The sequence below is a fragment of the Photobacterium sp. GB-36 genome (genome assembly GCF_003026135.1).
In the GTDB taxonomy this organism is placed as follows: domain Bacteria; phylum Pseudomonadota; class Gammaproteobacteria; order Enterobacterales; family Vibrionaceae; genus Photobacterium.
The window spans coordinates 124,876-148,466 of the sequence record NZ_PYNY01000001.1; the positions used below are offsets into that span (position 1 = coordinate 124,876).

Consider the following 23,591-nt stretch of genomic DNA (forward strand, 5'->3'; position numbering starts at 1 on the left):
ACACTGTTTTCTTGACGCTTTCGATTACGGATGAACAACAATTTCACGTTTATCACATACTCCATTAATACAAGCAGTGATACGCACCTTACCCGAGTAATCCACTAATTTAATTTCATTACCAGTAAATGGTTGGTTATTAACATACCAATCAACCTTTACGTTTTCATCTAGCGTTTGTAGCGGTAATACGTCTAATTGATCTTTATAGTAATGCTGTCCTGTCACTATTTGCTTAATATACGGCACAACTCGTGCGTTCCTTTTCTCTAGTTCACCTTGTCCTTTAGGCGTTGCAATACCTCCTCGTTGTTGTTGCCAATTTGCTAGACGTTTCGGCCACGTTGTTTGAGCCGTATCCAAACTTGGACGTAAAAAACGTCCATCGGTTTCCAACGTGGGTGGCGTAATTCCTCTTACGGTATAGGCTTTTCTTTGCGAGACACATTGTGCAAGAGGCGTAATTTGCTTATCACGCCCACTCGGCCAACAAATGGTCTTTGTCACAACGTTTTTAGGTTTTATTCGTTGGTGTTGATCGCGGGGTAACTGATCAAAGGCATCAAACATAATAGGTGCGGCTTGTGTCGCGCCTAAATAACCCACAACAGGGCTAGAGTCTGGACGACCTATCCACACGCCAACTGTAAAATCTGGGCTAACGCCTATCGACCAAAAATCACGATAACCATAGCTGGTTCCTGTTTTCCAAGCAATTTGACGTCTTATCGATGGTACGACTCTATCTGGCGCGCTTATTTCACTCAGTGTTTTAAAAATAATCCAACTTGAAGCCGGTGAAAGGAGCGGTTTACTCACAACGGATTTGGCATTTTGTAGCAGTTGTAAAGGCTGATATTGCCCATTCGTTGCCAGTGTTCGGTACATAGCTGCCAGTGTAATTAAATTGGTTCCTGTCCCGCCTAATCCCACCGCTAAATTTGATTTTTTATGCTGTAATTGAATCCCAGCTTGTTGCAGTTTTTGATCAAAAACCTCTGGTGTTTCTTTATTAAAAACTTGTATTAAAGGAATGTTCAGTGATTGCTTTAATGCCTCACTCATACTCACTGCGCCTTGAAATTTGCCATTTAAGTTTTGTGGCTTATAGCCTGAAAACGATGACGGAATATCACTGAGTAAACTTTGAGAATGAATGATCCCAAGATCAAGAGCCGTACCATAAATGAATGGCTTTAAGGTTGAACCTGGCGATCGAACCGCTTGCACCATATCAACATAAGAAAATCGGCTAACATCATTAAAATCAGCTGAACCTTGATAGGCAATAACATTGGCAGAAGTATTATCAACCACAACGATAGCCGCAGAGCTTTTTGCAGGTAAGCGTTGAGAAACCGTCGTGAGCAGACGGTGAATTCGCTTTTGAATATCCGCTCGAATAGTGGTTTGAATCACCGCTTGGTGCGGATAATCTTGCTGTAGCATACGGCTCAATAATGGCGCTTGCAGTGGTTGAAAATAAGGGGCAACAACGACAGGTTCCTGTTGCAAAAAGTTCGCACTGTATTGATCGAGCTTGTTATAACGCACTAATCGTTCAAGCACTTTATTACGCATCGCTTTTGCACGTTCAGGGAAACGGTCTGGGCGATATAACGATGGTTTTTGCGGTAATACCACCAGTAATGCCGCTTCTGACTTTGTGAGCAATTGCGCAGACCTTCCAAAGTAACGTTGCGCCGCAGCCTCAACCCCTTCGATATTGCCGCCAAACGGGGCAAGATTTAAATACAAGGTTAAGATCTGCTCTTTACTAAAAAACCACTCTAATTGAAGCGCTCGAAATAACTGGGTTAGTTTGCCTGATAATGAACGTGAATGCGGTGATATTAAACGCGCAACTTGCATGGTTAATGTTGAGCCACCAGAGACGACATGCCCATTAACCCCCCATTGCCATGCAGCACGAAAGATCGAAAAAGGGTTAAACCCAGGATGGAAATAAAACCATCGATCTTCATAGGTTAATAACGCTTGTCGATAAAAAGGATCAACTTGCTCCGGTGAAATTAATTGTGTTCGACGCACCCCTTGCTTATCTGCAAAAGCGCGCAGCACTTCTCCCTCTTGGCTTTTAATAACAACCGCAGAGCCATTCGGATACAGTGGCGGTAACGGAAATGCATAATTAAGCGCCATACCACCAGTAGCCAATAACACAATGGTTATACAACACGCCTGCAACCACGTTTTATAGCGTGATGCAGGCTGTTGAGCAGAATGATTACTTTTCAATGGTTACCATGTCTTGCTTAGGCCAGTACACAGCATGTTGTGATGGCTGGTACATCGACTCCATGTAAATTGGCGGAATAGTAAAGGTTCCCGGTACTTCAGCACGAAGTAAATACGCAAATGAATAGGTTTTATCCTTATCAAATGACTGAGAAATTACATAACGGTCATTACGATATTCACTATGCTCTGGTGAACTTAATGTCACACCTTTGGGTGCTAATGCTGCTACATCAAGCCCTTGATTAAGTGCAGGGTTTTCTAACACAAAACCTGCTGGGATCATCTTAGACAGTAACCCTTCATTAACTCGCTGGTTGAGATTAACATTCAATACAACCAATAACCGCTGACCAACTTTTACTGTATTTCCAGTAAATGGCTTGCCGTCTAATTGATAGACAGAGCGTGAAAGCGTATTCACTTTCAATGTATTCAACGGATTATCACTATTTGATACCGCTTTATTGCGTTGCTGGTATCCCTCACCCTGTAACTTAACGTACAGCGGCTTGGTATTATGGTTGGTAATTGTTAATCCTTCCGTTAATGGTACTGAAAATGGACCCGTATGTTGCTGATCATGACCATTAATTGTCACATCAAACGGCTGATCTTTATTCAATGTTTGGGTCAATATCGCAGCTTGTAACAATGCACCGCGCTCTTGGGTGCTCAACCACAATTTATCGCCCGACTCTGCAACAAGTTGTTCTAACAACTGCTTTTGAATTTCCGCCGCTTTATGAGCCAAAATACTATTCGACTTTAGTTGCTGCAAAATCAATACAGACAAGGCGCTATCACGCAGGTTAGATCCATAATCTTGAAAATAGCTGCTGTAACGTTTAACCGTATGGTAATTATTTAACAGTGCTAATGCCTTATCACTATCGCCCACATTGGCATAACTTGCCGCAAGCTGTAATTCACTTAGTCCAGATGGGAAGAGTTTAAGACCTAAATTATCAATATCGCTCCACTGGAGCAGTCCTTGTTGAGACAACACATATGCCGCATAGGTTAATGCACTATCCGCATTTTGTTGGTTATACGCCCATTGCTTCATGCGTGTTGGGTTCTTCACATATTCGAGGATCTCGTCTTGCGCTCGTTTCAGCATGGCTTTCGGTACTATATTTGGAAATTTTTTATCAGCACGTAGCAAAAAGTCCGTCACATAAACAGTTAACCAAGGCTGATCGTTAACACGACTGCTATAGCCATCACTTGGCCATAACGAAAAACCACCTTGTGATGTTTGCATTGGTTTCAAGTTCATTATCGCTTGATAAATCATATCCCTATCAGATGGCATCGCTTCAGCATTCGGTGCTTTTCCTTGCGCTTTCAATCGCTGCTCAAACGCGGCTTTTTTAAAGCGGGTTAATTCTGGTAAATCATATAAATACGGTAATGCTTTACTGGTTATTTGCTCTGCACAGCCATACGGATATTGATAAAGATCTCTTGCTTGCTCTATCACGCTTAGCATCGGTGTTTGGCTGATATAAGCAAAGCCTAATTGATCTGGAATCGTATCAAGCCCTTGCCACAATGATGATGTCACTGTCAGCTTTTGTTGCGGCTCTAACAGATCCGAATGCATCTTATAAACCCACGGCATTACTGACTTGATCGGTGTTGTCCATGAACGATCAATATGGATCTGATTGTTGCTGTTTTGTGACAGCGAGTGTGCTTGCAGTTTGAACTCTGCACGGTTAACAACTATTGGTGAGTCAACCGTAAACGGGACGTTGTAACTTATATGCTCGCCATCTTGTAATGTCACCTTAGCAGGCAGTAGTGAAATCGCTAAGTTCACGCCTTTGTTAGCGCTCAATGCCAGTGATAACGTCTGCGCTGTTCCACTAATATTGTGAATATCTACCGTAACACTCGATTTGTCTCCCGCTACGAGAAAACGAGGAATACTTAATTCAGCGACAACGGGAGCTGCAATTTTATTACTTGATACACTTCGACCCACTTGCGAATCGTTAAATGTCGTAATAATTAACTGCCCTTCACCATTGTAATCAGGGATAGCTAATTTCACGTTCGCCTTGCCGTTGTTAACCTTTATCGATTTGGACATCAAAATAACGGTTTTACTTTCAACGAGATCGTCGTTTTTATTATCAGTACGCGTAACGCTATCGCTGCCGAAACGAGATTGAGCAAAGGGATTGGGACGCAAATCATAAAGACGTGAATACAGATCAACCACATCCGCGCTATAACGACGCTGTGCAAAGAAGTAGTTAAACGGATCTTGTGGTTTAAAACGGCTGAGGTTAATAATGCCTTTATCCACCAGCGAAACCGTTACCCAAGTATTATCATTTTGTTGCTTCTCAATACCAGCAACAGTAATTGGGATATCTAAGGTCGTTAACGGACGAATAATTGGCGGCATTGTCGCTTTGATTGAGAGTTTTCGCGCCTCACGATTAAGCTTAACTGGCTTAATGCCAAAATAACGTTTCGGCGCATTATCAACATTACCTGTTAACGTGGCAGTTAAATAAATATCGTGACGATTTAACCCCTGTGGCAGTGGGATCTCAATATCTTGTTTGCCTTTCGTTATCTTAGTGCGCTGCGACCAAATCACTTTATCTGTTTCTAGCGTCACTAATATGCTACCTGCAATTGGTGCGGTGATCGCTGAACGGATATTTTCACCTACGTGATAACGTGATTGATCAAAAGCAATATCAAGATGTTCAGGCTTAGCTTTTATTTGCTGATAACCATCATACCAACCTGCATAGAATTGATATTCAGTAACGGTTTTACTTGCTTGATCAGTCACTGTAATGCGGTACTGACCCCATTTAGTCGCAAAAGCTAATCGATGACTTTTTCCTGCTTCAACATGAATCGTTTGCGAAGAGATCGCTTTCCAACGCGCTTGTTTCTTACGCTGCCAACCAACACCTTGCTCATATAACCAATAATAAGGCCCCTGATCGTAATCCACTTTTACGGTCAAATTACCAGCAAGACGATGTTGACCATCATGGCTTAATAGTGCGATATCAAATTGAGGATTAGCATCATAACCGACACTTTTTTGCAGCGGCTTTACTCCAGCTATTGGACTATCTTTCCACACCGTGTAACGTAAATCCCGTTGTACAGCGGCCCCACCCGTTTCTAATAAACTGAAATTAACGACCGCATTAACTGGTGATTGAATTTTAGCAGCAGAAGGTGTCGGTAAAACTATCTCTGCTTTCCCTTCTGCTGATAATGTTTGCTTATCTAATTGCTGATAACGGCTAGCCAATGAAAATCGCTTACCGACTCGATAATCACTGTATTTACCGCTAAAGCTCGACGTTGAGTTATACATAACCTCGGCAGTAACTTTATTACCTGCCGCTGGGCTACCAAATAGATAGCGCCCATTTAGTTCAACCTTGGTTTGACTGCCCGCCATAACAAGCTTTGCAGGATCGAAAAAGGTTAAGTCCATCCGCTCAGGAACAAACTCTTCCAGCTCGAAGAAGTATTGGCTGATCGGCTTTTGCGCTTCAGGATCGAGCCTTACTTCAACGGTATAGCGCCCCGTACGCCAACTAGATGTCGTGTTCAGTTGCTTAGAATAAAAACTCGCTGCTTGCGGAGAGAGTTGCTCAGATAACACAACATCATTACGTGGATCTAATACCGTTAATGTGATCGGCTGATCTTTAATCGCCAGACCGTCTTGATCACGCAGCAAAATATTTAACGGTAATGATTCACCCGGCTTAACCAAATCACGGTTGCTGTAAATAAACGCTTCATAAGGTTGATAAGCTCGCCCTCCTACTTTGCTATCCGATAAATCTAAGGGCGCTTCACGCAGAGGTAAAATACCGATCTCTTGTTGTGACTTCTGTTGTAATGAAGGAGCGAGTTGGCGTTCTGCTGTTGTTTTATTGGTACGAGCAATAACGATATCGGTGTTTTTCGCCACAATATCAAAGTTAGCTTCACCTTTATGGTCGATGGGTGCTGTTCTAAACAGTTTATGATCGCGATAAATATCAACGCTACCTGAAGTAACAGCGTCACCCGTTGATAAACGTGACACAGAAAAACTCGCTTGATGGGTATTTAACCGTGCTTGAATACCAATATCTGTTAATAACACATGTTTAACTTTTAGCTCATCAAACGCGCCAGGTGCCTTTAACACCACAACATACCAACCTGACGGCAAATGATGTGAAAGAGGGATACGTGCTGCAGTTTGTTGATTTAACTTGCTTGGTGGCAGTGTAAAACGATCAGCATAAACACTTTCATAAGCGTGTTGTAAACGCTCTAAACCATAAGGGCTTAGGTTATCTAACAGGTAACTGTCATTTAAAAAGGTGTCGGGATCAGTTATATGTAAAATTTCAACATCAACTTTATCAAGATTCATAAAGTTAATTGGAATTGATTGGTGGTGAGATTGCGGAACTAAAGGGCCATTACCAATCACTTCCACCATCGGTGGCTGACGAATGGGATCTTTCTCTTGATTAGCGTAAGCGGTGCCAAACAACATAAAACTAAAAAATAACGCTATTAAATATAATCCAGCTACCGATCGTTCTGATCCCATTATTCGCATCACTTTCCCCTTTAAGAACCACTCAACTCTATGCACTGCATACGGTGTAATTCTATACAGAAAAGCAGATATATTCATCCGAACATCGCTATATGTTTTCTAAAACATTCTAAATTTTCTAATAAAATTAATAATATATTTCGCCATCTCTTCATGGCTAGCTGTATACACAGGCAATTGTCCTTTTTATCTTGGTGTCATTATCCGTTATAATCATCATCACTTTTTTAAAGATATTACCTACAGGTGTAGCGACAATATGGCTAATCAACCTAATTTTACTGATGAAGAATATAAAGCATTCGCGGAATTAATGGACTCATACAATCGTACGTTCGCCGTATCTATCACGACATTAGTATTAGCCGTAATTGGTTTTATTATTGCAGAAGTTCAGGTTGGTTATTTAATGACTAACAATATTCGTTGGCTGTTCGGCTTACTGGTTATGCTCCCTCTTGCTGTTACCTCTATTGGAACAAAATACGACTTTAACCACCTGACTTTTAGTATGCCTAAAACTATCTTATATAGCGTACTCAATGTCATTGCTCTCATTACAATTATCGCGATCGTGATTATGCTTAATCGCTGAGTCCATATTGATAAATATCGTACAGACAAAAATCTCCTTGATCGTATAACGCTCGCTTAGATGTGAGCAACGAAATACCAAAGCCGCGCATAGTGAAAATGCTATGCGTTGTTAATCCCTCTTAAACAATTTTTTCTGTTCTCAACCTACGCAAAAATAGATTACTCCTGTCATTCAAATCAAGCTGAAGCTCCAATATTCCTTTCGACTCACTTAACTTCTGAAAACCAACTAAACTATACATTTCTTTAGCCTTATTATTGCTAAACACACAACACTTGATGTACGGAACGCCAAGTGATGTAGCCTCTTTCACTATGTGTTTAAATGCCCGATAGCCTAATAAACTGCCTTGCTCTGACTTTGTAATTTGTAGCGAATGTATAAATAAACACTTTTCATTAGCTTCAATTGAAAATCCAGCAACAATAATATCGCCACTTTTAATTACCCAATTATCTTTAGCCCTATAATGGCGCTTTATACCCTCGGCATTCCAAGGTAAGCCAAGCTCGGATTGTAGTTGATACATATTTTGATAGATCAAATCGTATAGCGATTCAAAATCAGAATCACCAGCTTTATTAATTGTAAACACGTAACCCCTTCTAATCACTTATGCCAATGTATTAATAGGCATTCTTATCACGCAAAAAAGACCTATGAGTTTATCTTTATCATACGCGATATAATCATTATTATTGACGTTGAATTCTCAAGAAATTCAACGAACGTTGACATTCACACAAGCCAACGCGATTTGATGAATACTTCTCAAATTTATGAAATTAACCAGCAAACTCGCGCAAGCAATATGTCGATTAATTATCATGATGAAGAAATAGGTGGTTATATTCATCGTGAAAACGAAGAAAAAAAACCACAATAATTTTTTAAGTTCAACTTCATATAAAAAGGAGAAAGTATTTAATTACTTTCTCCTTTTTATTTGTCATGTTTAATTAAATCATAATCACGCCATACAGAATAATTACGCATTTTTACTCCCGCAATCCATGCAATATTAGTGTGCATCAAGCTAAAAAAATTATATGACGAATATCACGTTTTATATTTCATTCAACTGCAAGAATATTCGTCCAATGCCAATAACTTAACGATAATTAATGAAAAAGATAACATTACTTTCCGCACTTATTACTTCAGCTATTAGTGTACCAGCATTTGCCTGCACTACGATTTTAGTGGGTAACCAAGCAACAACTGATGGATCTTTTATTGTCGCACGTAATGAAGACTATCAAGCCACTAATGCAAAACAGTTTATCTACCACCCCGCTGAAGCGAAACAAAAAGCTGACTTCAAATCTAACGCCAATGACTTTACTTACCCAGCAGCAAAAAATGCACTGGAATACACGTCATTATCAGATTTTGACACCCATGGTACTAGTATGGGTGAAGCTGGGTTTAACTCTGCTGGTGTAGGTATGTCTGCAACCGAAACCATTTATAACGGTACTCAAGCACTCGCGGCGGATCCGTATGTAACCAAGACTGGTATTGGTGAAGATGCGATTGAAAATGTCATTTTGCCACGTGTAAAAACAGCCAAAGAAGGCGTTGAACTGTTAGGTAAGATCATTGAAAAACAAGGCGCATCTGAAGGGTTTGGCGTTGCCTTCGTTGATAAAACCGGTATTTGGTATTTAGAAACCGGCAGTGGTCACCAATGGATGGCACAAAAAATCCCAGCTGATAAATATTTCGTTTCAGCTAACCAAGGTCGATTAACTACCTATAAACTGCATAATCCCGATTATTTAGCTTCTCCTACGCTAGTTAGCTTTGCCGAACAACATGCTTTATATACTCCAGTTACAGGAGAGGCTTTCAATTTCCACAAAGCTTACTCGCAAGATACCAAGAATGATCAAACGTACAATTACCCCCGTGTTTGGACGTTACAACACATGTATACAAAAGGCTTAAATACCAAGATAACGCAAGGTGAGAGTTTCCCTGTCTTTTTAAAACCAAGCCATAAATTATCGGTTGCAGATGTTGAACAAGGGCTACGAAATCACTACCAAGGTACGTCACACGACCCATACGCGAATAGCAATCCGAAAGAACCATACCGACCAATATCTGTATTTAGAACCCAAGAATCACACATATTGCAAGTTCGTCCTAATCTACCTATCGCTATCGGTGAAACCGAATACATGGCGTATGGGATGACAGCACTTAGCGTTTATATTCCTTATTATCAAGGCATGACAGAAGTGCCTAAAGCATTAACGATTGGCACAGATAAAGCTGACAATCTATCTGCTAACTGGCAATTCCGTAAGTTACAAACCATTGCCATGACCAACTGGAATGAGTTCTCACCCATTGTTCAAAAAGCCTATCAACAATTTGAGCAGCAAACAGCCGTTAAACAACAAGAGCTTGAAAAGCAGTACCTTGCGATATACAAAACGCAACCTAAAAAAGCACAAGCATTAATTAATCAATTTGAACAAAAAACAGTTGATAACGCATTGGCATTAACCAATAAATTAACCAATACCTTATTGACCAAAATGACCCACAACACCGATATGCTTTATCACTTTGAAGGCGCTTAAGTTTCTAACACATAAGCATTAGTAATAAACGAGAGATAGCCCAAGGTTATAAAATTAAAGGTTATTTCTCGTTTTATCTTTTAATGTCGCACTTTGAAACAATATTTATTCCTATTCTTTTTCCGTATCTTATATCATTTGCTCATTCTGTTAAGAGCACTCTCGACAATGCGTCCACTACTCACCTTTCTTAGCCTTATTTTTGTTGTCTTAGTTCCTCATTTTGCATTGGCAACAACCAGTGAGCAGCAAGCTCAGATCACCTTAGGTCGCTATTTATTTAATGATGTTCGCTTGTCAAAGCTCGGCAATCGCAGTTGTGCCCTTTGTCATGCCGCCGATCTAGGTTGGACCAATCGATTTAGCAAAGTGCCAGATATCCATGGCAATCCAACAACGCTAAACACGCCTGCATTACTCAATGTTGCCCACTATGATCAATTCATGCAAAGTCGTGAAGGATTACAGACATTAGAACAAGCTATTTTGTTACCTTTATTTGGCACAGCCCCAACAGAAATGGGGATGACAGAGCCGTTATTACTGCAACGCTTACAACAAGCGTCTGATATCTACACCCCACTATTTGAAGCCAGTTATCAATCAGCAGATTTCACAACCCAAAAAGTCATTAACGCATTAGCGAAATATGTAGAAACAATTCAAAGTGTTGATACGCCCTATCACCGTTATTTATCAGGTGTTACTGATGCACTGAATAAAGAGCAACAACTAGGATTATCCCTATTCAATAGTGATCGCCTTAAATGCTCCCAGTGCCATGGTGGCGAGCTATTAAATACCCCTAAAAATAACACCGATCCACTTTATGTCAGTACAGGGTTGTACGGTATAAAAAATAAAGACGGTAAATACTTATACCCTGAAAATGAACGTGGCAAAGCCAGTTTTAGCCATAAAGAAAGTGACGACGGAAAATACCGTATACCTTCATTGATCAATGTGAGCGAAACAGCACCTTGGGGACATGATGGCAGCGTACAATCACTCGAGCAGTATATTGAACATTATGCCGCCGGTGGACGAATACTGACGATAGGTAAAAATGCAGGAGATGGTCGTTATCATCTCAATAAAGACAACAAGATCTCAGGTTTTAGTTTATCGAATAAAGAGAAAAAAGCGCTCGTTGCCTTTCTCAATAGCTTAGCCATAACTCGACTACCAACACAGCAACACCAAGATCCTTTTTGCCAGTTAGTCCCATTAAAAAATAAAAAAGACAGCCCGAACTGTCTTCCACCTTTTAAAGTGAAGTCATGAAGACCATAAACAAGACCATGAAAAAGACGATTAAGTTAATGACATTAAGCACCTTGCTAAGCCAATCAATAGCCGTAAGCGCGAACACCGACATTAACCCTGAACACAAAGGGCGCAATGATTATTTTGCCAAAAGTTATCAGCCACTATGTAACTTGCCAACAAAGACCATTGCTACAGCTTCAACACTTGAAGAGGCCAGCCAGCAAGAATTTATTTTAAATAAAGAATTAGGCTTGTCCACCCAGCTAAATTCCCAAGGTGAAGCTTATATTCAACTGGCGATCAAAGAGTGGAATGAGAAGTTTATCGTCGGTGTTACACCGAAAACCCACGTATCAATGGCGGGTGCAGATATTCAAGGTGCAGATATTGTTAACTTGCAATGTACCGAGCCATCACAATACCTGACCCACTTAAACACCCACGAATGGGGAAGCTATACCCTGAAACTGACAGGTAAGCCAAACCAGTTAGTGAAAGTGCAAATCACCACAACAGATCTATAGTAGAAACAAGCCTGAGCAATCTTTGCTTAGGCTTATTGTTTCAAACTTATAACCCTGTGTTGCGGTGGTATTCTTGCTCAGCAAACTCTTTGCCTTTTTGTGCTGCTGCCGCACATGACTCTGGCGCAATATCACCACGCTCCGTCACATATTGCTTAAGCTCCGCTGCTTTCTCTGTACGATTAAAAAACTCATGATAGCCAATATTTTTACATAGCTCCCATGACGATACACCCGCTGCATTTTTTAATGTATAGCTATTTGATGGCGTTCCAGCACACCCCACTAGCCCGAATGCAATCAGTGAAAATAACACCTGCTTTTTCATCAAAAATCCTTTATTTAAACTTTATCATAATGATTTGACATACAATATCACACCATCTCTTACTTATGTTTTAGTATAAACATGATACTGATTCAAAGCTTCATTATTGATTAGACGTGAATAGGATAATTTCCTAATATACGCATGGTTCAAATACGTTTATGATCGTTGCTAATGTAACCTTCATCGCTAGAGCTATTTTTAGGATTCACCATGAGCAATTTTAATCTTTATACCGCCCTTTTACCTTGTTTCGATTGCCGTCAACAAAAAGCAGAAGCAAGTTTAGGTTGGCTAACCCCTGCTATGCATGAAGCGGTTCTTGCGCAAGTAAATACCATCATTACAGCGAGCAATGATTACCCTGATGATCTTGTGACCACTATTACCTGTTCTGTTGATGAAGCTAAGTATTACCTATTGTTAAATGCATTCGCTTATTCAGAAGAAGAAATGCAAACAACAGGCGTAGATCCAGACGACCTTGTTGAAATTGAAAAAGAAATCAAAGCAAACAAGAATGCTGATGGCATGATTGAGCTTGAACATGACATTGCGCTACAAGGCTGCACTGCTTGCTGCCCTGACGCATAATTCCATACTATTTACTATGGTGTACGCGATGTATGCCATAGTCATATTCCCCCCTCTCGCCTCAACATACCGCCTAAACCTTGAAATTGTGCTGACTAGCCCCATTTTATTAATACGACAATTAATAATAAGAGCAAAAGTAAGATGAACAGCCCTATTTTAGATGACTTAAATTGGCGTTATACCACCAAGAGTTACGATCCTAATAAAACCATCTCAACAGAAAATATTGCCATCATTTCAGAAGCACTACGCTTATCGGCATCATCAATCAACTCGCAGCCATGGCGCTTTATTATTTTAGAATCAGATGATGCTAAACAACGATTTAGCAATACCTTTGAGACTAAGTTTTTAGCCAATAAACCTCACGCAACTAACGCCAGCCATATCATTTTATTTACTCACAACCCTCATTATTCGATTGAAGATTTTGAAGCCGTGATAGATAAAAATATTCTTGATGGCCGCATTAAACCAGAGAAAAAAGACGATGCTGTGAGCAAGTTTAGTTTTGCGGATTTATACACCGAGCCGAGTGGCTACAATGCTAATTGGACAAAAGCACAACTGTATCTGGCTTTCGGTAATATTCTGCATGTTCTTGCACGATTAAAAATAGATTCAACACCTCTTGAAGGTATTGACGTAAAACGTGTTGAGAAAGAATTCAGCCAAGAGTTAGATGGCTTCTCATGCCCTGTCGCACTCGCGATTGGCTACCATGATGAATCTGATTTTAATGCTCGTTTACCTAAATCTCGTATGCCATTAGAAACTGTAATTCATAAAATCTAACAGCGAGTGGAATGATAAAGTGATAGGTGCCCCTAAAATAGTAAACCTACACACTAATGACATTCTTCAATCAGTCGATGGTTGAGAATCTAGTAACTATAAAAAAGCCACTGATTAATTAGTGGTTTTTTCTTTTAAAACTTGGCGGAGAGACAGGCTTTGAATTCTCGATACGCGAGCAAAACAATTGTAACCACCAAACGTTACGCATAGTAAAAATGCCACGCGTGCGAATCACGTTTTAGCTATTTGTTATGTAAATTATTTCAGCGCAATGTAGACGCTAACTTTACTAGCACTTTCGTAGTGCTCAAAATCTGTTGTATAAGCCCTTTCATGCGCACAATTAGAAGAAGCAAAGTACGACCAAACTGACTGCCACGCGGCGATAACAGCAGCAGGAAACTCACCTTCAGATTCAAACTTAAGGTAAGAGCCAGGAAGAACAGATACCGATGACAGCGCAACATTTGAAGAAGATATTTCGTCCGCCCCCATCAAAACATCAAAGTAGCCATCAACATCTGATTCGTAATTGCAGTAGACACTATAAGCCCTTGCTCCCGATTGATAATTGATGACTAAGTTCGAGTCAACGTATTCAACATGCTTTGGGATATTCGCCGTTTCAGGATTCATCTCAATTTCATTGCGGGTTCTTAAAACTAAACCTTGGATTTCAAAACCTTTTACTTCAACAACTTCCATTTTTTACTCCATTTATATAGCGTTAGCATAACGGGCGTCCTAACCGAATAAAACGGTACGTATAAAAGCCCAACCCTTTTGCCCCAGCTACCAACATGTCATGCAATTAACGGGAATATTTCGACCCAGATAACCGACGTTAAATAATAAGGATAATGGCTTTCATGCTGCAGAACTAAAGAGGATTTTATTATAAACAAGGGTATTAATATTATTGGTTCACACCAAGGATAATGCTCGAATTCTTTTTGGCATCCCCCTTCATGATATTTCCAATATTTACTTATATAAGGAGGCTTGGGCTTGTCCAACACTTCGGATAGGTGTCGGCTACGCGACACATATCCTTATTTGTTATACAAATTATTGCTCATTCTTCAGGTTGAAGTAACTAAACTTCTCCTCAAGCGTAAAGGTTAGAGCACCTTTCTGGGTAAGTAGGCCTACTTTATCATCATTTCTAACAATGATGATGCCGGTATACTCAACACCATTAACTAAAACTGATATACATTTATTATTCCAATATGGGTTGTCTTTTACGCATAACTGTTGATAGTTTGCCATTTGTTTTTGAGCTACCGCTTCTCCATGTTCAAATGCGACTGAGGGAAGAAAAACCCAAATAAGGACAAAAAGGCTGAATAGACAAACTGCTACCATTAAAGCATATGAACCAATCATAGAAATGAATAAGTTGTCTTTTAAAGACTTTCCGCTGCCAGTTCCTTCCGCTTCTATGTCATTTTTAGTTCTAGGGTAATACAGGCCAAATAAGATACTAAAAAATAGAACAATTGCTATTACGATAAACTGTAATGGGCTTATTCCAAGAGCCCCCAAAAACTTTGTTCCCAGATCTTGGCTAGCAAAGTACGCCCATAGCGCTGTGTCCTCCCACTCAATTGGGAAGAGATAATATTCAAAGCCATGGCCTTCAATAAAGCCTTCATAATACCCTAAACCATACAACTGAATTGCTTTAGCAAACAAACCTGTACCTAAAATAGCTAACAATACAGCCTTAATTGAAGCAAATGCCTCTGGCTTCATCACTTCCTCATTACCTCGATTTGTATAACGCCCAATTAAGGTGTGAAGCACGCAATGACCAAGCCGCTGCATTGCACTTCAACACCGAAGTCACCGCATACCAAAAATGCCACGCGTTGCGAATCACTCTTGAACAGTTTGTTGAACGAAGCCGCTACGTGGCAGAGTGAAAGCCCATAAGCTCGACTACGGTAAATATACCTTTTAAAAAGGAATATTTATCATGAACAAAGCGCAGCAACATCGTTCAGATTATCTTTATGAACAACACCTTACCCATCTCACCTTGCAAGGTAAACGTCCCGCTACGATTGATGCTTATAGTCGTGCTCTACGTCGCATTACCCATCAACTGGATAAATCGCCAGACACGTTAACTACCGAAGATCTGAAGCGGTATTTTACACAACTGAATATCAATAATGATCAGGTGACACTTCGTTATAAAGAGAGCCAAACTCAAACGATGAAACACGCACATTACCCGTGGTGAAATTTCTCTGGTTGATATTGCAGCATGTGTTACCAAAAGGATTTCGTCGGGTAGGTGATTATGTTTTGCTGCGGGGTCATAATAAGAAACAGCTTAAAGCGATCCAATTTATGTTCATGTTAGCAGGACAACTGACGTTGCCCCTGCTGCCAACATGTCATGCAATTAATGGGAATATTTCGCCCCAGATAACCGACGTTCAATAATAAGGATAATGGCTTTCACGCTTCAGAACTAAAGAGGGTTTTATTATAAATCAGGGTATTAATATTATTGGTTCACACCAAGGATAACGTTCGACTTCTTTTTAGCATCACCCTTCATGCTATTTCCAATATTTACTTATATAAGGTAGCTTGGGCTTGTCCAACACTTCGGATAGGTGTCGGCTACGCGACACATATCCTTATTTGTTAGGTGCGTAGCCAAAGTTGGTAAAAGTCGGTTTCATCGTGCTTGGGATTCTTGCGCACGAACTCCCAACCATGGCGCTTGTAGAATGTGAGAGCTCTATGGTTAGTTCGGCTTACTAAAAGTACAGCACGCAAACAACCCGCTGTACTCAATACGCTTACAATATAATCCTGCAATTTTGCAGCGAGTCCTGAACCACGAAAATTCGGTTTTAAGTAAATGAGATGCACATAGCCAGTCTCCGGCTCGGGTGAAAAGCTACGAAACTCTAACTGCCCTGCAAACTGACCATCCACAAATATATGGATATAGAACCATCCTGATGTTGCTAGCCGGTCTAATACTCGTTCACGATAACCACTGATGAAGTCGTCGAAACCATCGTAATGCCCAAAACTACAAAAGTATGCATCTTTTCTCGCAGCTACGCACAATTCGAAATCATCAATGTTTATCTGCTGAAAAGCAATTTCCATACTTACCTTTTCCTTCAAGCACCTAACAGTATATTAATAAGCATTCTTACTTTTACGCTTTATTAATACAGCAAATATTCAACATTCTAATAAATAAAAACATTTATTTTCATTACCTTAATCGCAAAAATTAGCATCCACCCGATATGTTTACGTTGATAAAAGTAAGAACTGTTTTTAACCCGTCGTGTTAAAAACACAGCTATGAATATTACATCCTATATATCAATACCTTATAAATAGAAGCTGAGATAATTAAGTATTTTTTCTTATTTAAAACGAAGTCTAAGCGTAAAAATTTACGACTTGCATTATAACTGGACAAATAAACAGGTTGCTTCATTAGCAGAAATCAAAAATATCTCGCCTAAATTGATATAGGAATAACACGAGTACTAAAAGAAAGAGAATGGAGATAAGAGAGATGGAGACAAAGCAGGGTTCATATCCATGTTTAAGAATTATTGTGGCTTGTGGTCATAATAAGAAACAGCTTAAAGCAATCCAATTTATGTTCATGTTAGCCGGGCAACTAACGTTGCCCTCACCGAATAAAACGGTACGTATAAAAGTCCAACCCTTTTGCCCCTGCTGCCAACATGTCATGCAATTAACGGGGATATTTCGACCCAGATAACCGACGTTAAATAATAAGGATAATGGCTTTCACGCTTCAGAATTAAAGAGGGTTTTATTATAAATCAGGGTATTAATATTATTGGTTCACACCAAGGATAACGCTCGACTTCTTTTTGGCATTCCCCTTCATGATATTTCCAATATTTACTTATAATAAGGTAGCTTGGGCTTGTCCAACACTTCGGATAGGTGTCGGCTTCGCGACACATATCCTTATTTGTTAAGTTTCTTTGTACCAATAGTCTCCACCTTTCGAAATGATGTCGTCTTGAAGTACCTTTTTATTCAAAGTATCAATTTTTTCGTCAACAAAAGACTTCACATGCTCAACTAAACCTCGAAACTCAGCGAGACTTTCTAACGTATATGTGTCAGGTTGCCCTAACTCACGAGTAAAGTAAGGAATAGCCCCTTTTCTTCGCTTTGTATCCAAAGCTAATACAACTTTGACTTTTTCTACCTTCTCCGCCCCACTATGTGCAGCAAAGTTGTTCCGCATATCAATAGCAGATTGATGTTTCTCTTGAAAATCTTCATCAAGATTCTTCTTTTCAAGTTTGACCTTTCGACCTTCGCAAGTAGCGAAACACTTCGCATAAAAAGTTAACGCTGCCACAAACAACCCTTTAATTAAATTGTATCTCGTTCGGTCATGACCAGTCTTTCTGTGTTTCGGATCTTGAGCAAGTTTGACATCCGCTTTCATCATCGACTCTATTTCATTGAGCCATACTGCAACACTACGTAAATCTTTTTCAATCAAGGTATATGAAGCTAAGACCAGAGCTTTAGGTGTCGTGATCTCAACTCTTTTGGCTTTAACTCGCTTATAGTAATAGCGATTGTAAAAATCTGATGTTTCTGTGTCTAATACAGTTACTTTTGACCAACCATCACCTAAATCATCGTACTTCATTACTTCTCCAGAAACTTAACAGTATATTAATAAGCATTCTTACTTTTACGCTTTATTAATACTGTAAATATTCAACATCTTACTAAATAAAAGCACTAATTTTCATAGTGTTAGTCGCAAAAAATTACATCCAACCTATATTTTACTGTGATAAAAGTAAGAACAGTATTTCGTCCGTCGGATTAAAAACATTATTGCGGCTTGTGGTGATGATAAGAAGATGCTTCAAGCGCAGTACTTTAGGTAGAGAAAGGTATGTAATAAATACAGGAAAGTAGTTTGTATTGAACCCTTTGTATCACCCCATTGGCATGGGCAGTTTCAATACGCTAGATACAAAAAAGCCGCTGATTAATCAGCGGCTTTTCGTTTTAAATATGGCGGAGAGATAGGGATTTGAACCCTAGATACGCTATAAACGTATGCCGGTTTTCAAGACCGGTGCTTTCAACCACTCAGCCATCTCTCCATGTCGCGAATAATAGCGAAGTGAATACCGAGTGTAAATAGTAATAAGTGCTATCTGGACAGACTTTAATCGAATTTAACGGATTATTATTTTGGAACACCGCAATCTGTTAAAAAACGTTCAAAACCGTAATTTTCTAGCCATTGCAATTGTTCAGTTGAACTCACCAAAAAGCGGCCAATAAAATTCACCCCATGCCCTTTTATTTCGCCAACTTGATTCTTTGTGCGAGGAATAAGCAACATCCAACGTTGTGTTAATAATATATTATACGGGTGACATTCTGTTAAACCATTGATACTCGATGTCATATACAACTGCATTGATTCCATAACCGACAAATAATGCTGGTAAAGATCTGCTGCATTTAAATATTCGAATCTCATCAAGTCATGTTTAAAGGGTAATAGTCCCTGAAGAATTGTCTTTTCTAAAGGCAGTGATGTTCTAATAAGCTGCATATGCCGATGCATTTGACTAGAACCTGCTATCGCACCTGAATTAAAAAAACCTAAGACGCTATCATCCGTTATTCCTTCTATCCAAGCTTCAAAATCCTTTAACACTAATGGCGACGTTTGCGGAATATAATTTTTCGCACAGATAAGTAGATGAGGAACAACAATAGGAAATTTATTTAATAAACAAACGTGTTGCTCTCCAATCGTGTTGATATATGCTGAAGGATTATATGGTGATACAAACGGATCATGAGTGGCTACAGATGGAGAATGTTTAACTTTCATATTCTCTGTCTCAACATTAACAATAAACTCTATCCCATTTTGCTCAATGATAAGATCGTTTGTTATTAACGGTAGTAACTCGCCTGACGCTAAACCCTTGTTCGACTTTTCATAACCGATATCCCACAGCATATTCTTTCCTTTACCACTTATTTAATAGTCTTCATCAATCTCAGGAGTACACTCTTCACAGCTTTGTAACGCAATCTCATGTTTAAACATTGCAACACCTTCTGATGTCATATGCTCTGAAATGAGATCATTCACTTCGGTTGAATCTTCTGAGTTAACTTGTCCATGGTTAATTTCATGTTCAGAATAACCATAATAGTTCAGTAGCAAATAATCGCGCGCTTCATCTTCTGAACATATGATACTGACTGAAAAATACTCTTCATAGTCTGTATTTGATTGAGAGGTAACGCTTTTTATCTGTTCAAGCACATCGTCTTTCATACTTGGTGTAAACCATCCAAGTTCAGTTTTAGCCATTCGTTTATGACAGATAAAGCAAGGTAAATCTTCGCTGTAATATTTAAAGTTAGTCATTGTGAAACTCCATAAAAGAGGTACACGACAAAATATTCCTAATATAAATAAAATAATAGCTATAAAAATGGAATTTTGTGTTGCGTTTTGAGCTTTTATTCTAAAAATAATAACGTTAGCGAGATCATAAATTTTATAAATATATTCTCTTTACTTATTTTATTGACTCGAGATCACAAGTTAACAACTTTGTTATAAATTTTATGTTTTTAATAGCTATTCTTAAATAATCATAAATTGAATGCTTAACAGGATGTAAGATAAGCATTAGCTCTTAAATGGATTAGGAGGTTCAATCGGAGTGCAAAATAATAAAGAAACAAAAAAACAATGGATTATACCAGCAGGGATCAGCTTACTTATGGCTGTTCTCGGAGTAGTTATTCTATCTCCATTTATTAATATTTAATTTAAATGGGGAGTTCCTTCTCCCCATTTACTTGTTACTAAACATTAACTTACAGATTCCATATTGAATGGATAATAATATTTTGGCATCTTCGCAAGCCGATTAATATTTTTTCGTTCTTCTTCTGTTAATGCTAAATTATCTCTTGCATTATATAAAGCGGATTGAAATATAAGCCAACTATTTAGAAATAATTTATCTCCTGTTTTAGCTGTATAATCCAATAACTTATATGTAAAATCTTTTTCTTTTTTTATAACACACCGCTGAAGAGCCATATTATTCAATTCATTAAGTATTATCTTTTTTCTTTCTAAAGGTTGGCTACTTAACCATGAGTCATTAATAGGTTTTAATTTTCTATTTTCAAGTAATTGACATTGATGAATTTGGTTCTCATATTCTTGTTTAACTTTTAACAACTGCATTTTCTCTGAAGAGCTATTTATGCTTAATGAAAATGAAGGAAAAGAGATAATTAAAAATATATACAATAACTTATACACTTATAGCTACTCAATAAGAAATAATGCTTCGGTGAGAAACATTAATTAAATGATGTTTTATATCTCGGTCGGCAACCTTACAGCAATAATTAATGCAAAACAATAAAGACATTTATCGATAAAAAATACAAATCACAACCATAAAAATTTCTTTATTAATTTATTAGCTTTTCATTTTAATTTGATTGTTTAAACTCATTTTTTACTACAAAATAATAACGCTGTCTTTTTCACATACACTATGTTTAGGGATAAAATAATGCATTTCGAACAGCAATTAGCCTTAGCACATCAAGAATTAACGCGCTATGGCATTCAGCCATCGAATAGTCATCCTATCAGCTTTCAATTATTGCACTGGTCAGGATTACAAGCACCTCTCCCTCATTATGGCCATTTCAAAACCAACTTTTCCATTTTTACTGCATGGTATAGTCTTATTTTTGCGATTATTTTCATTCTTGCAGAGATAATCAGCGATACGCCTATTGCTCTTTTTTCTGCTATTTTTACCTCTCTATTTGCAGGCATAACCGCAGGTATTTCAATGGCTACGTATTATTACTACAGCGCAAAGCGTTTTAATTTAAGCCCTTGGCATCAGTTAAAATAATATTAATTATAGAGCCAAACACAACCAGAAGCCTTAAAGGAGTATTTCAAAACAAAAGCTTTGATTTATTCACTTAGGTTTCTTTGTCTGCGGTTTTCAGGTTATGTTTATCGCGACGTACTTACCAAACTATTTCGCAGATAAAGACTTACCTGCACCAACCGCTGCTATGGCGCAGACCTATGTCGGTATCTTTAATATCCTGGATCTTATTTTTGGGGCATTTGGGGTGACCGATTCGACAAACGCTATGAAATAGCATCACTCTATCTGCAAGAACAGGCGTCATTACTGCGTTTTTACACTGCCTGTAACTGAAAATACTGCGGTTATTTCTGATGGGACTATCGTTTTTTGCTGACTGGGGACTGTGCCATTAACTTCTGGCGTAGTTCGACAAGCCTCTTTCTCGTTTTACTTGCTCACTACGCAAGTTAAACGCAAAAAAAACCCTACTAATTTTCATTAATAGGGCTTTATTTAACGCTTTCTAGTTGAGAAAGTGTCTTTGTCGATTACTTGTTTAAGTACTCGCCTTGACGAAGTGCTTCAATACGTTTTTCTAGTGGTGGGTGAGTCATGAATAATTCAGATAATGACTTCTTACCATTAATACCAAACGCCATCATTGAACCTTCTAATTGTGGCTCGTGGCTCACTTTTAGACGCTCAAGTGCTGCGATCATCTTCTCACGACCAACAAGCTTTGCAGAACCCGCATCAGCGTAGAATTCACGATGGCGGCTGTACCACATTGTTAGAATACTTGCTAAGAAACCAAATAGAATTTCCATGATGGTCGATACGATAAAGTATGTCATGTAGCTACCGCCACTTTCACCTTCTTCATCGTTATTGTTCACACCACTGATTGCGCCAGCCACTAAACGTGAAACGAAAATAACAAAGGTATTCACAACACCTTGCATTAACGTCATTGTTACCATGTCACCATTCGCCACGTGACTCACTTCGTGAGCAAGCACGGCTTCAGCTTCATCACGTGTCATACTGTGTAATAAACCTGTAGAAACAGCGACAAGTGAATCATCACGTTTCGCACCTGTTGCAAATGCGTTAATATCTGGCGAATCATAAATCGCGACTGTTGGCATACCAATACCCGCCTGTTGTGCTTGGCGAGATACTGTTTCCATCAACCAGTGTTCTGTTTCGTTACGTGGGCTTTCGATAACCACACCACCAACAGAACGAAGGGCCATTGACTTTGACATCATCAAAGAAACCAATGAACCACCAAAACCAAATAGTGCAGCCATAACTAGCAAACCAGAAAGGCTACCGGGTTGCATCCCTGTTACAGCATAAACAATGTTCAATACAACACTGAACACCAGCATTACTGCTAAGTTTGTTAATAAAAACAATGCAATACGCTTCATATTTCTAATATTCTCCACTTAGAAATTATTTCAATTCCTACCGTTATCAGTAGAATCGATGCTATCTCTTAATACTGACTCTATAGTAAACAAAGTCTGTAACTTAACACTATATTCAATGAATATACGTATGATTTAAAGAGTTTAATTGTTACTAATTCTTTATATATGTTCAAAGTGGCAATTTATCAATAGCGAACACAGACAAAGGTTTTGCTTTATTTTTTTAATATCCTCAATCTATGACGTTCTTTAATCCTCTTATCCCTCATTAATATAAAATTAATATCATATTTACCATAATCATTAGCTGCATAGTATCAATAAGTTACGAACAATAAATGTGCACTATCTTACTTATTAGACTTTAGTCTTATTGCCTCAGAAAACATTCTCTACTATTGTGGCTGTGTTTATATTAGACAAAATGTTGAACCAGGGAGGATTCATGGCTAGTAAAGAGAATTACCAAGTTGCCGTTGATATTTTACGTTGTCACCTTGGCATGTCTTTAGAAGAAGCACATAAAGAGCTGGGTATTGATCAGGTATCAAAATCATCAGCAACAGAAACACAAGAATTACTCATTGGCCTTAACCAAGATAATTAATTGTG

23 protein-coding genes, 1 tRNA gene and 1 pseudogene are annotated in these 23,591 nt (G+C 38.7%); 12 read left to right on the forward strand and 13 right to left on the reverse strand.

Going from position 1 to position 23,591, the window contains the following annotated elements; genetic code table 11:
• Positions 1 to 24: 24 nt before the first annotated feature.
• The gene (gene pbpC, locus C9J46_RS00550; RefSeq protein WP_107290379.1) at positions 25 to 2,259 is read right to left on the reverse strand and encodes a penicillin-binding protein 1C; all 2,235 of its coding nucleotides are present in this window, start codon (positions 2,257 to 2,259) and stop codon (positions 25 to 27) included.
• Entirely contained in the window at positions 2,249 to 6,877 is a 4,629-nt protein-coding gene (locus C9J46_RS00555) for an alpha-2-macroglobulin (RefSeq protein WP_107290380.1), read from the reverse strand. Before C9J46_RS00555 ends, pbpC begins: the two co-directional genes overlap by 11 nt.
• A gap of 259 nt (positions 6,878 to 7,136) precedes the next feature.
• Here C9J46_RS00555 and C9J46_RS00560 point away from each other — a divergent pair, with 259 nt between their 5' ends.
• Positions 7,137 to 7,472 (forward strand): hypothetical protein, encoded by a 336-nt coding sequence (locus C9J46_RS00560; RefSeq protein WP_107290381.1) that lies wholly within the window; start codon positions 7,137 to 7,139, stop codon positions 7,470 to 7,472.
• Between the two features lie 121 nt (positions 7,473 to 7,593).
• Here C9J46_RS00560 and C9J46_RS00565 read toward each other — a convergent pair whose 3' ends face one another.
• On the reverse strand, positions 7,594 to 8,070 hold the full coding sequence (locus C9J46_RS00565; RefSeq protein ID WP_107205826.1) for a GNAT family N-acetyltransferase: 477 nt from the start codon (positions 8,068 to 8,070) through the stop codon (positions 7,594 to 7,596).
• A 165-nt stretch (positions 8,071 to 8,235) separates the two neighbouring features.
• Between C9J46_RS00565 and C9J46_RS21865 the strand changes: the two genes are divergently transcribed.
• From C9J46_RS21865 to C9J46_RS00580, 4 genes are all read left to right on the forward strand, one after another.
• Positions 8,236 to 8,361, forward strand: coding sequence for a hypothetical protein (locus C9J46_RS21865; RefSeq protein ID WP_255418319.1), 126 nt, complete (start codon positions 8,236 to 8,238; stop codon positions 8,359 to 8,361).
• Positions 8,362 to 8,599: 238 nt separating this feature from the next.
• Complete coding sequence (locus C9J46_RS00570) at positions 8,600 to 10,069, forward strand: C69 family dipeptidase (protein ID WP_107205825.1); 1,470 nt, start codon at positions 8,600 to 8,602, stop codon at positions 10,067 to 10,069.
• Positions 10,070 to 10,237: 168 nt separating this feature from the next.
• Positions 10,238 to 11,353, forward strand: a complete 1,116-nt coding sequence (locus C9J46_RS00575) for a cytochrome-c peroxidase (RefSeq protein ID WP_107290382.1) — start codon at positions 10,238 to 10,240, stop codon at positions 11,351 to 11,353.
• Positions 11,350 to 11,862 carry a hypothetical protein gene (locus C9J46_RS00580; protein WP_107290383.1) on the forward strand — a complete coding sequence of 171 codons (513 nt, stop codon included), beginning with the start codon at positions 11,350 to 11,352 and terminating at the stop codon, positions 11,860 to 11,862. Before C9J46_RS00575 ends, C9J46_RS00580 begins: the two co-directional genes overlap by 4 nt.
• A gap of 46 nt (positions 11,863 to 11,908) precedes the next feature.
• On the opposite strand, the gene C9J46_RS00585 is transcribed toward C9J46_RS00580, so the two are convergent.
• Positions 11,909 to 12,190 carry a hypothetical protein gene (locus C9J46_RS00585; protein ID WP_005367305.1) on the reverse strand — a complete coding sequence of 94 codons (282 nt, stop codon included), beginning with the start codon at positions 12,188 to 12,190 and terminating at the stop codon, positions 11,909 to 11,911.
• 213 nt (positions 12,191 to 12,403) lie between these two features.
• Between C9J46_RS00585 and C9J46_RS00590 the strand changes: the two genes are divergently transcribed.
• The gene (locus C9J46_RS00590) at positions 12,404 to 12,784 is read left to right on the forward strand and encodes a hypothetical protein (RefSeq protein ID WP_005367304.1); all 381 of its coding nucleotides are present in this window, start codon (positions 12,404 to 12,406) and stop codon (positions 12,782 to 12,784) included.
• Positions 12,785 to 12,928: 144 nt separating this feature from the next.
• Positions 12,929 to 13,582, forward strand: a complete 654-nt coding sequence (locus C9J46_RS00595) for a nitroreductase family protein (RefSeq protein ID WP_107260730.1) — start codon at positions 12,929 to 12,931, stop codon at positions 13,580 to 13,582.
• A 261-nt stretch (positions 13,583 to 13,843) separates the two neighbouring features.
• Here C9J46_RS00595 and C9J46_RS00600 read toward each other — a convergent pair whose 3' ends face one another.
• Both C9J46_RS00600 and C9J46_RS00605 read right to left on the reverse strand, forming a co-directional pair.
• Positions 13,844 to 14,290 carry a GyrI-like domain-containing protein gene (locus tag C9J46_RS00600; RefSeq protein ID WP_107260732.1) on the reverse strand — a complete coding sequence of 149 codons (447 nt, stop codon included), beginning with the start codon at positions 14,288 to 14,290 and terminating at the stop codon, positions 13,844 to 13,846.
• A gap of 363 nt (positions 14,291 to 14,653) precedes the next feature.
• The gene (locus tag C9J46_RS00605) at positions 14,654 to 15,343 is read right to left on the reverse strand and encodes a hypothetical protein (RefSeq protein WP_107290384.1); all 690 of its coding nucleotides are present in this window, start codon (positions 15,341 to 15,343) and stop codon (positions 14,654 to 14,656) included.
• 223 nt (positions 15,344 to 15,566) lie between these two features.
• On the opposite strand from C9J46_RS00605, the gene C9J46_RS00615 reads away from it, so the two are divergent.
• Both C9J46_RS00615 and C9J46_RS21920 read left to right on the forward strand, forming a co-directional pair.
• A complete protein-coding gene (locus C9J46_RS00615) occupies positions 15,567 to 15,836 on the forward strand; it encodes a phage integrase N-terminal SAM-like domain-containing protein (RefSeq protein ID WP_370444979.1) in 270 nt (89 codons plus the stop codon).
• Positions 15,833 to 16,042, forward strand: coding sequence for a hypothetical protein (locus C9J46_RS21920; RefSeq protein WP_370444980.1), 210 nt, complete (start codon positions 15,833 to 15,835; stop codon positions 16,040 to 16,042). The genes C9J46_RS00615 and C9J46_RS21920 overlap by 4 nt, the downstream gene beginning before the upstream one ends.
• 207 nt (positions 16,043 to 16,249) lie before the next feature.
• On the opposite strand, the gene C9J46_RS00625 is transcribed toward C9J46_RS21920, so the two are convergent.
• From C9J46_RS00625 to C9J46_RS00655, 6 genes are all read right to left on the reverse strand, one after another.
• Positions 16,250 to 16,726, reverse strand: a complete 477-nt coding sequence (locus tag C9J46_RS00625; RefSeq protein ID WP_107205820.1) for an N-acetyltransferase — start codon at positions 16,724 to 16,726, stop codon at positions 16,250 to 16,252.
• Positions 16,727 to 17,585: 859 nt separating this feature from the next.
• Entirely contained in the window at positions 17,586 to 18,281 is a 696-nt protein-coding gene (locus C9J46_RS00635) for a hypothetical protein (protein WP_107290385.1), read from the reverse strand.
• 378 nt (positions 18,282 to 18,659) lie between these two features.
• A tRNA-Ser gene (locus C9J46_RS00640) sits at positions 18,660 to 18,750 on the reverse strand.
• Positions 18,751 to 18,836: 86 nt separating this feature from the next.
• Positions 18,837 to 19,628, reverse strand: coding sequence for a phosphorylase (locus tag C9J46_RS00645; RefSeq protein WP_107286980.1), 792 nt, complete (start codon positions 19,626 to 19,628; stop codon positions 18,837 to 18,839).
• A gap of 21 nt (positions 19,629 to 19,649) precedes the next feature.
• Positions 19,650 to 20,045 carry a hypothetical protein gene (locus C9J46_RS00650; protein ID WP_107290386.1) on the reverse strand — a complete coding sequence of 132 codons (396 nt, stop codon included), beginning with the start codon at positions 20,043 to 20,045 and terminating at the stop codon, positions 19,650 to 19,652.
• A gap of 453 nt (positions 20,046 to 20,498) precedes the next feature.
• Positions 20,499 to 20,960: a hypothetical protein gene (locus tag C9J46_RS00655; protein ID WP_233217603.1), complete on the reverse strand. Its 462-nt coding sequence runs from the start codon at positions 20,958 to 20,960 to the stop codon at positions 20,499 to 20,501.
• Between the two features lie 259 nt (positions 20,961 to 21,219).
• Here C9J46_RS00655 and C9J46_RS00660 point away from each other — a divergent pair, with 259 nt between their 5' ends.
• Together C9J46_RS00660 and C9J46_RS21725 are read left to right on the forward strand one after the other, a co-directional pair.
• Positions 21,220 to 21,573: a DUF6404 family protein gene (locus tag C9J46_RS00660; protein WP_107205813.1), complete on the forward strand. Its 354-nt coding sequence runs from the start codon at positions 21,220 to 21,222 to the stop codon at positions 21,571 to 21,573.
• A gap of 12 nt (positions 21,574 to 21,585) precedes the next feature.
• Positions 21,586 to 22,000: pseudogene (locus tag C9J46_RS21725) on the forward strand (MFS transporter); the annotation flags it as partial.
• Between the two features lie 88 nt (positions 22,001 to 22,088).
• On the opposite strand, the gene htpX reads toward C9J46_RS21725, so the two are convergent.
• Complete coding sequence (gene htpX, locus C9J46_RS00665; protein ID WP_107205812.1) at positions 22,089 to 22,976, reverse strand: protease HtpX; 888 nt, start codon at positions 22,974 to 22,976, stop codon at positions 22,089 to 22,091.
• A gap of 448 nt (positions 22,977 to 23,424) precedes the next feature.
• Between htpX and C9J46_RS21610 the strand changes: the two genes are divergently transcribed.
• Positions 23,425 to 23,586 carry a hypothetical protein gene (locus C9J46_RS21610; RefSeq protein WP_199186999.1) on the forward strand — a complete coding sequence of 54 codons (162 nt, stop codon included), beginning with the start codon at positions 23,425 to 23,427 and terminating at the stop codon, positions 23,584 to 23,586.
• Positions 23,587 to 23,591 lie beyond the last annotated feature (5 nt).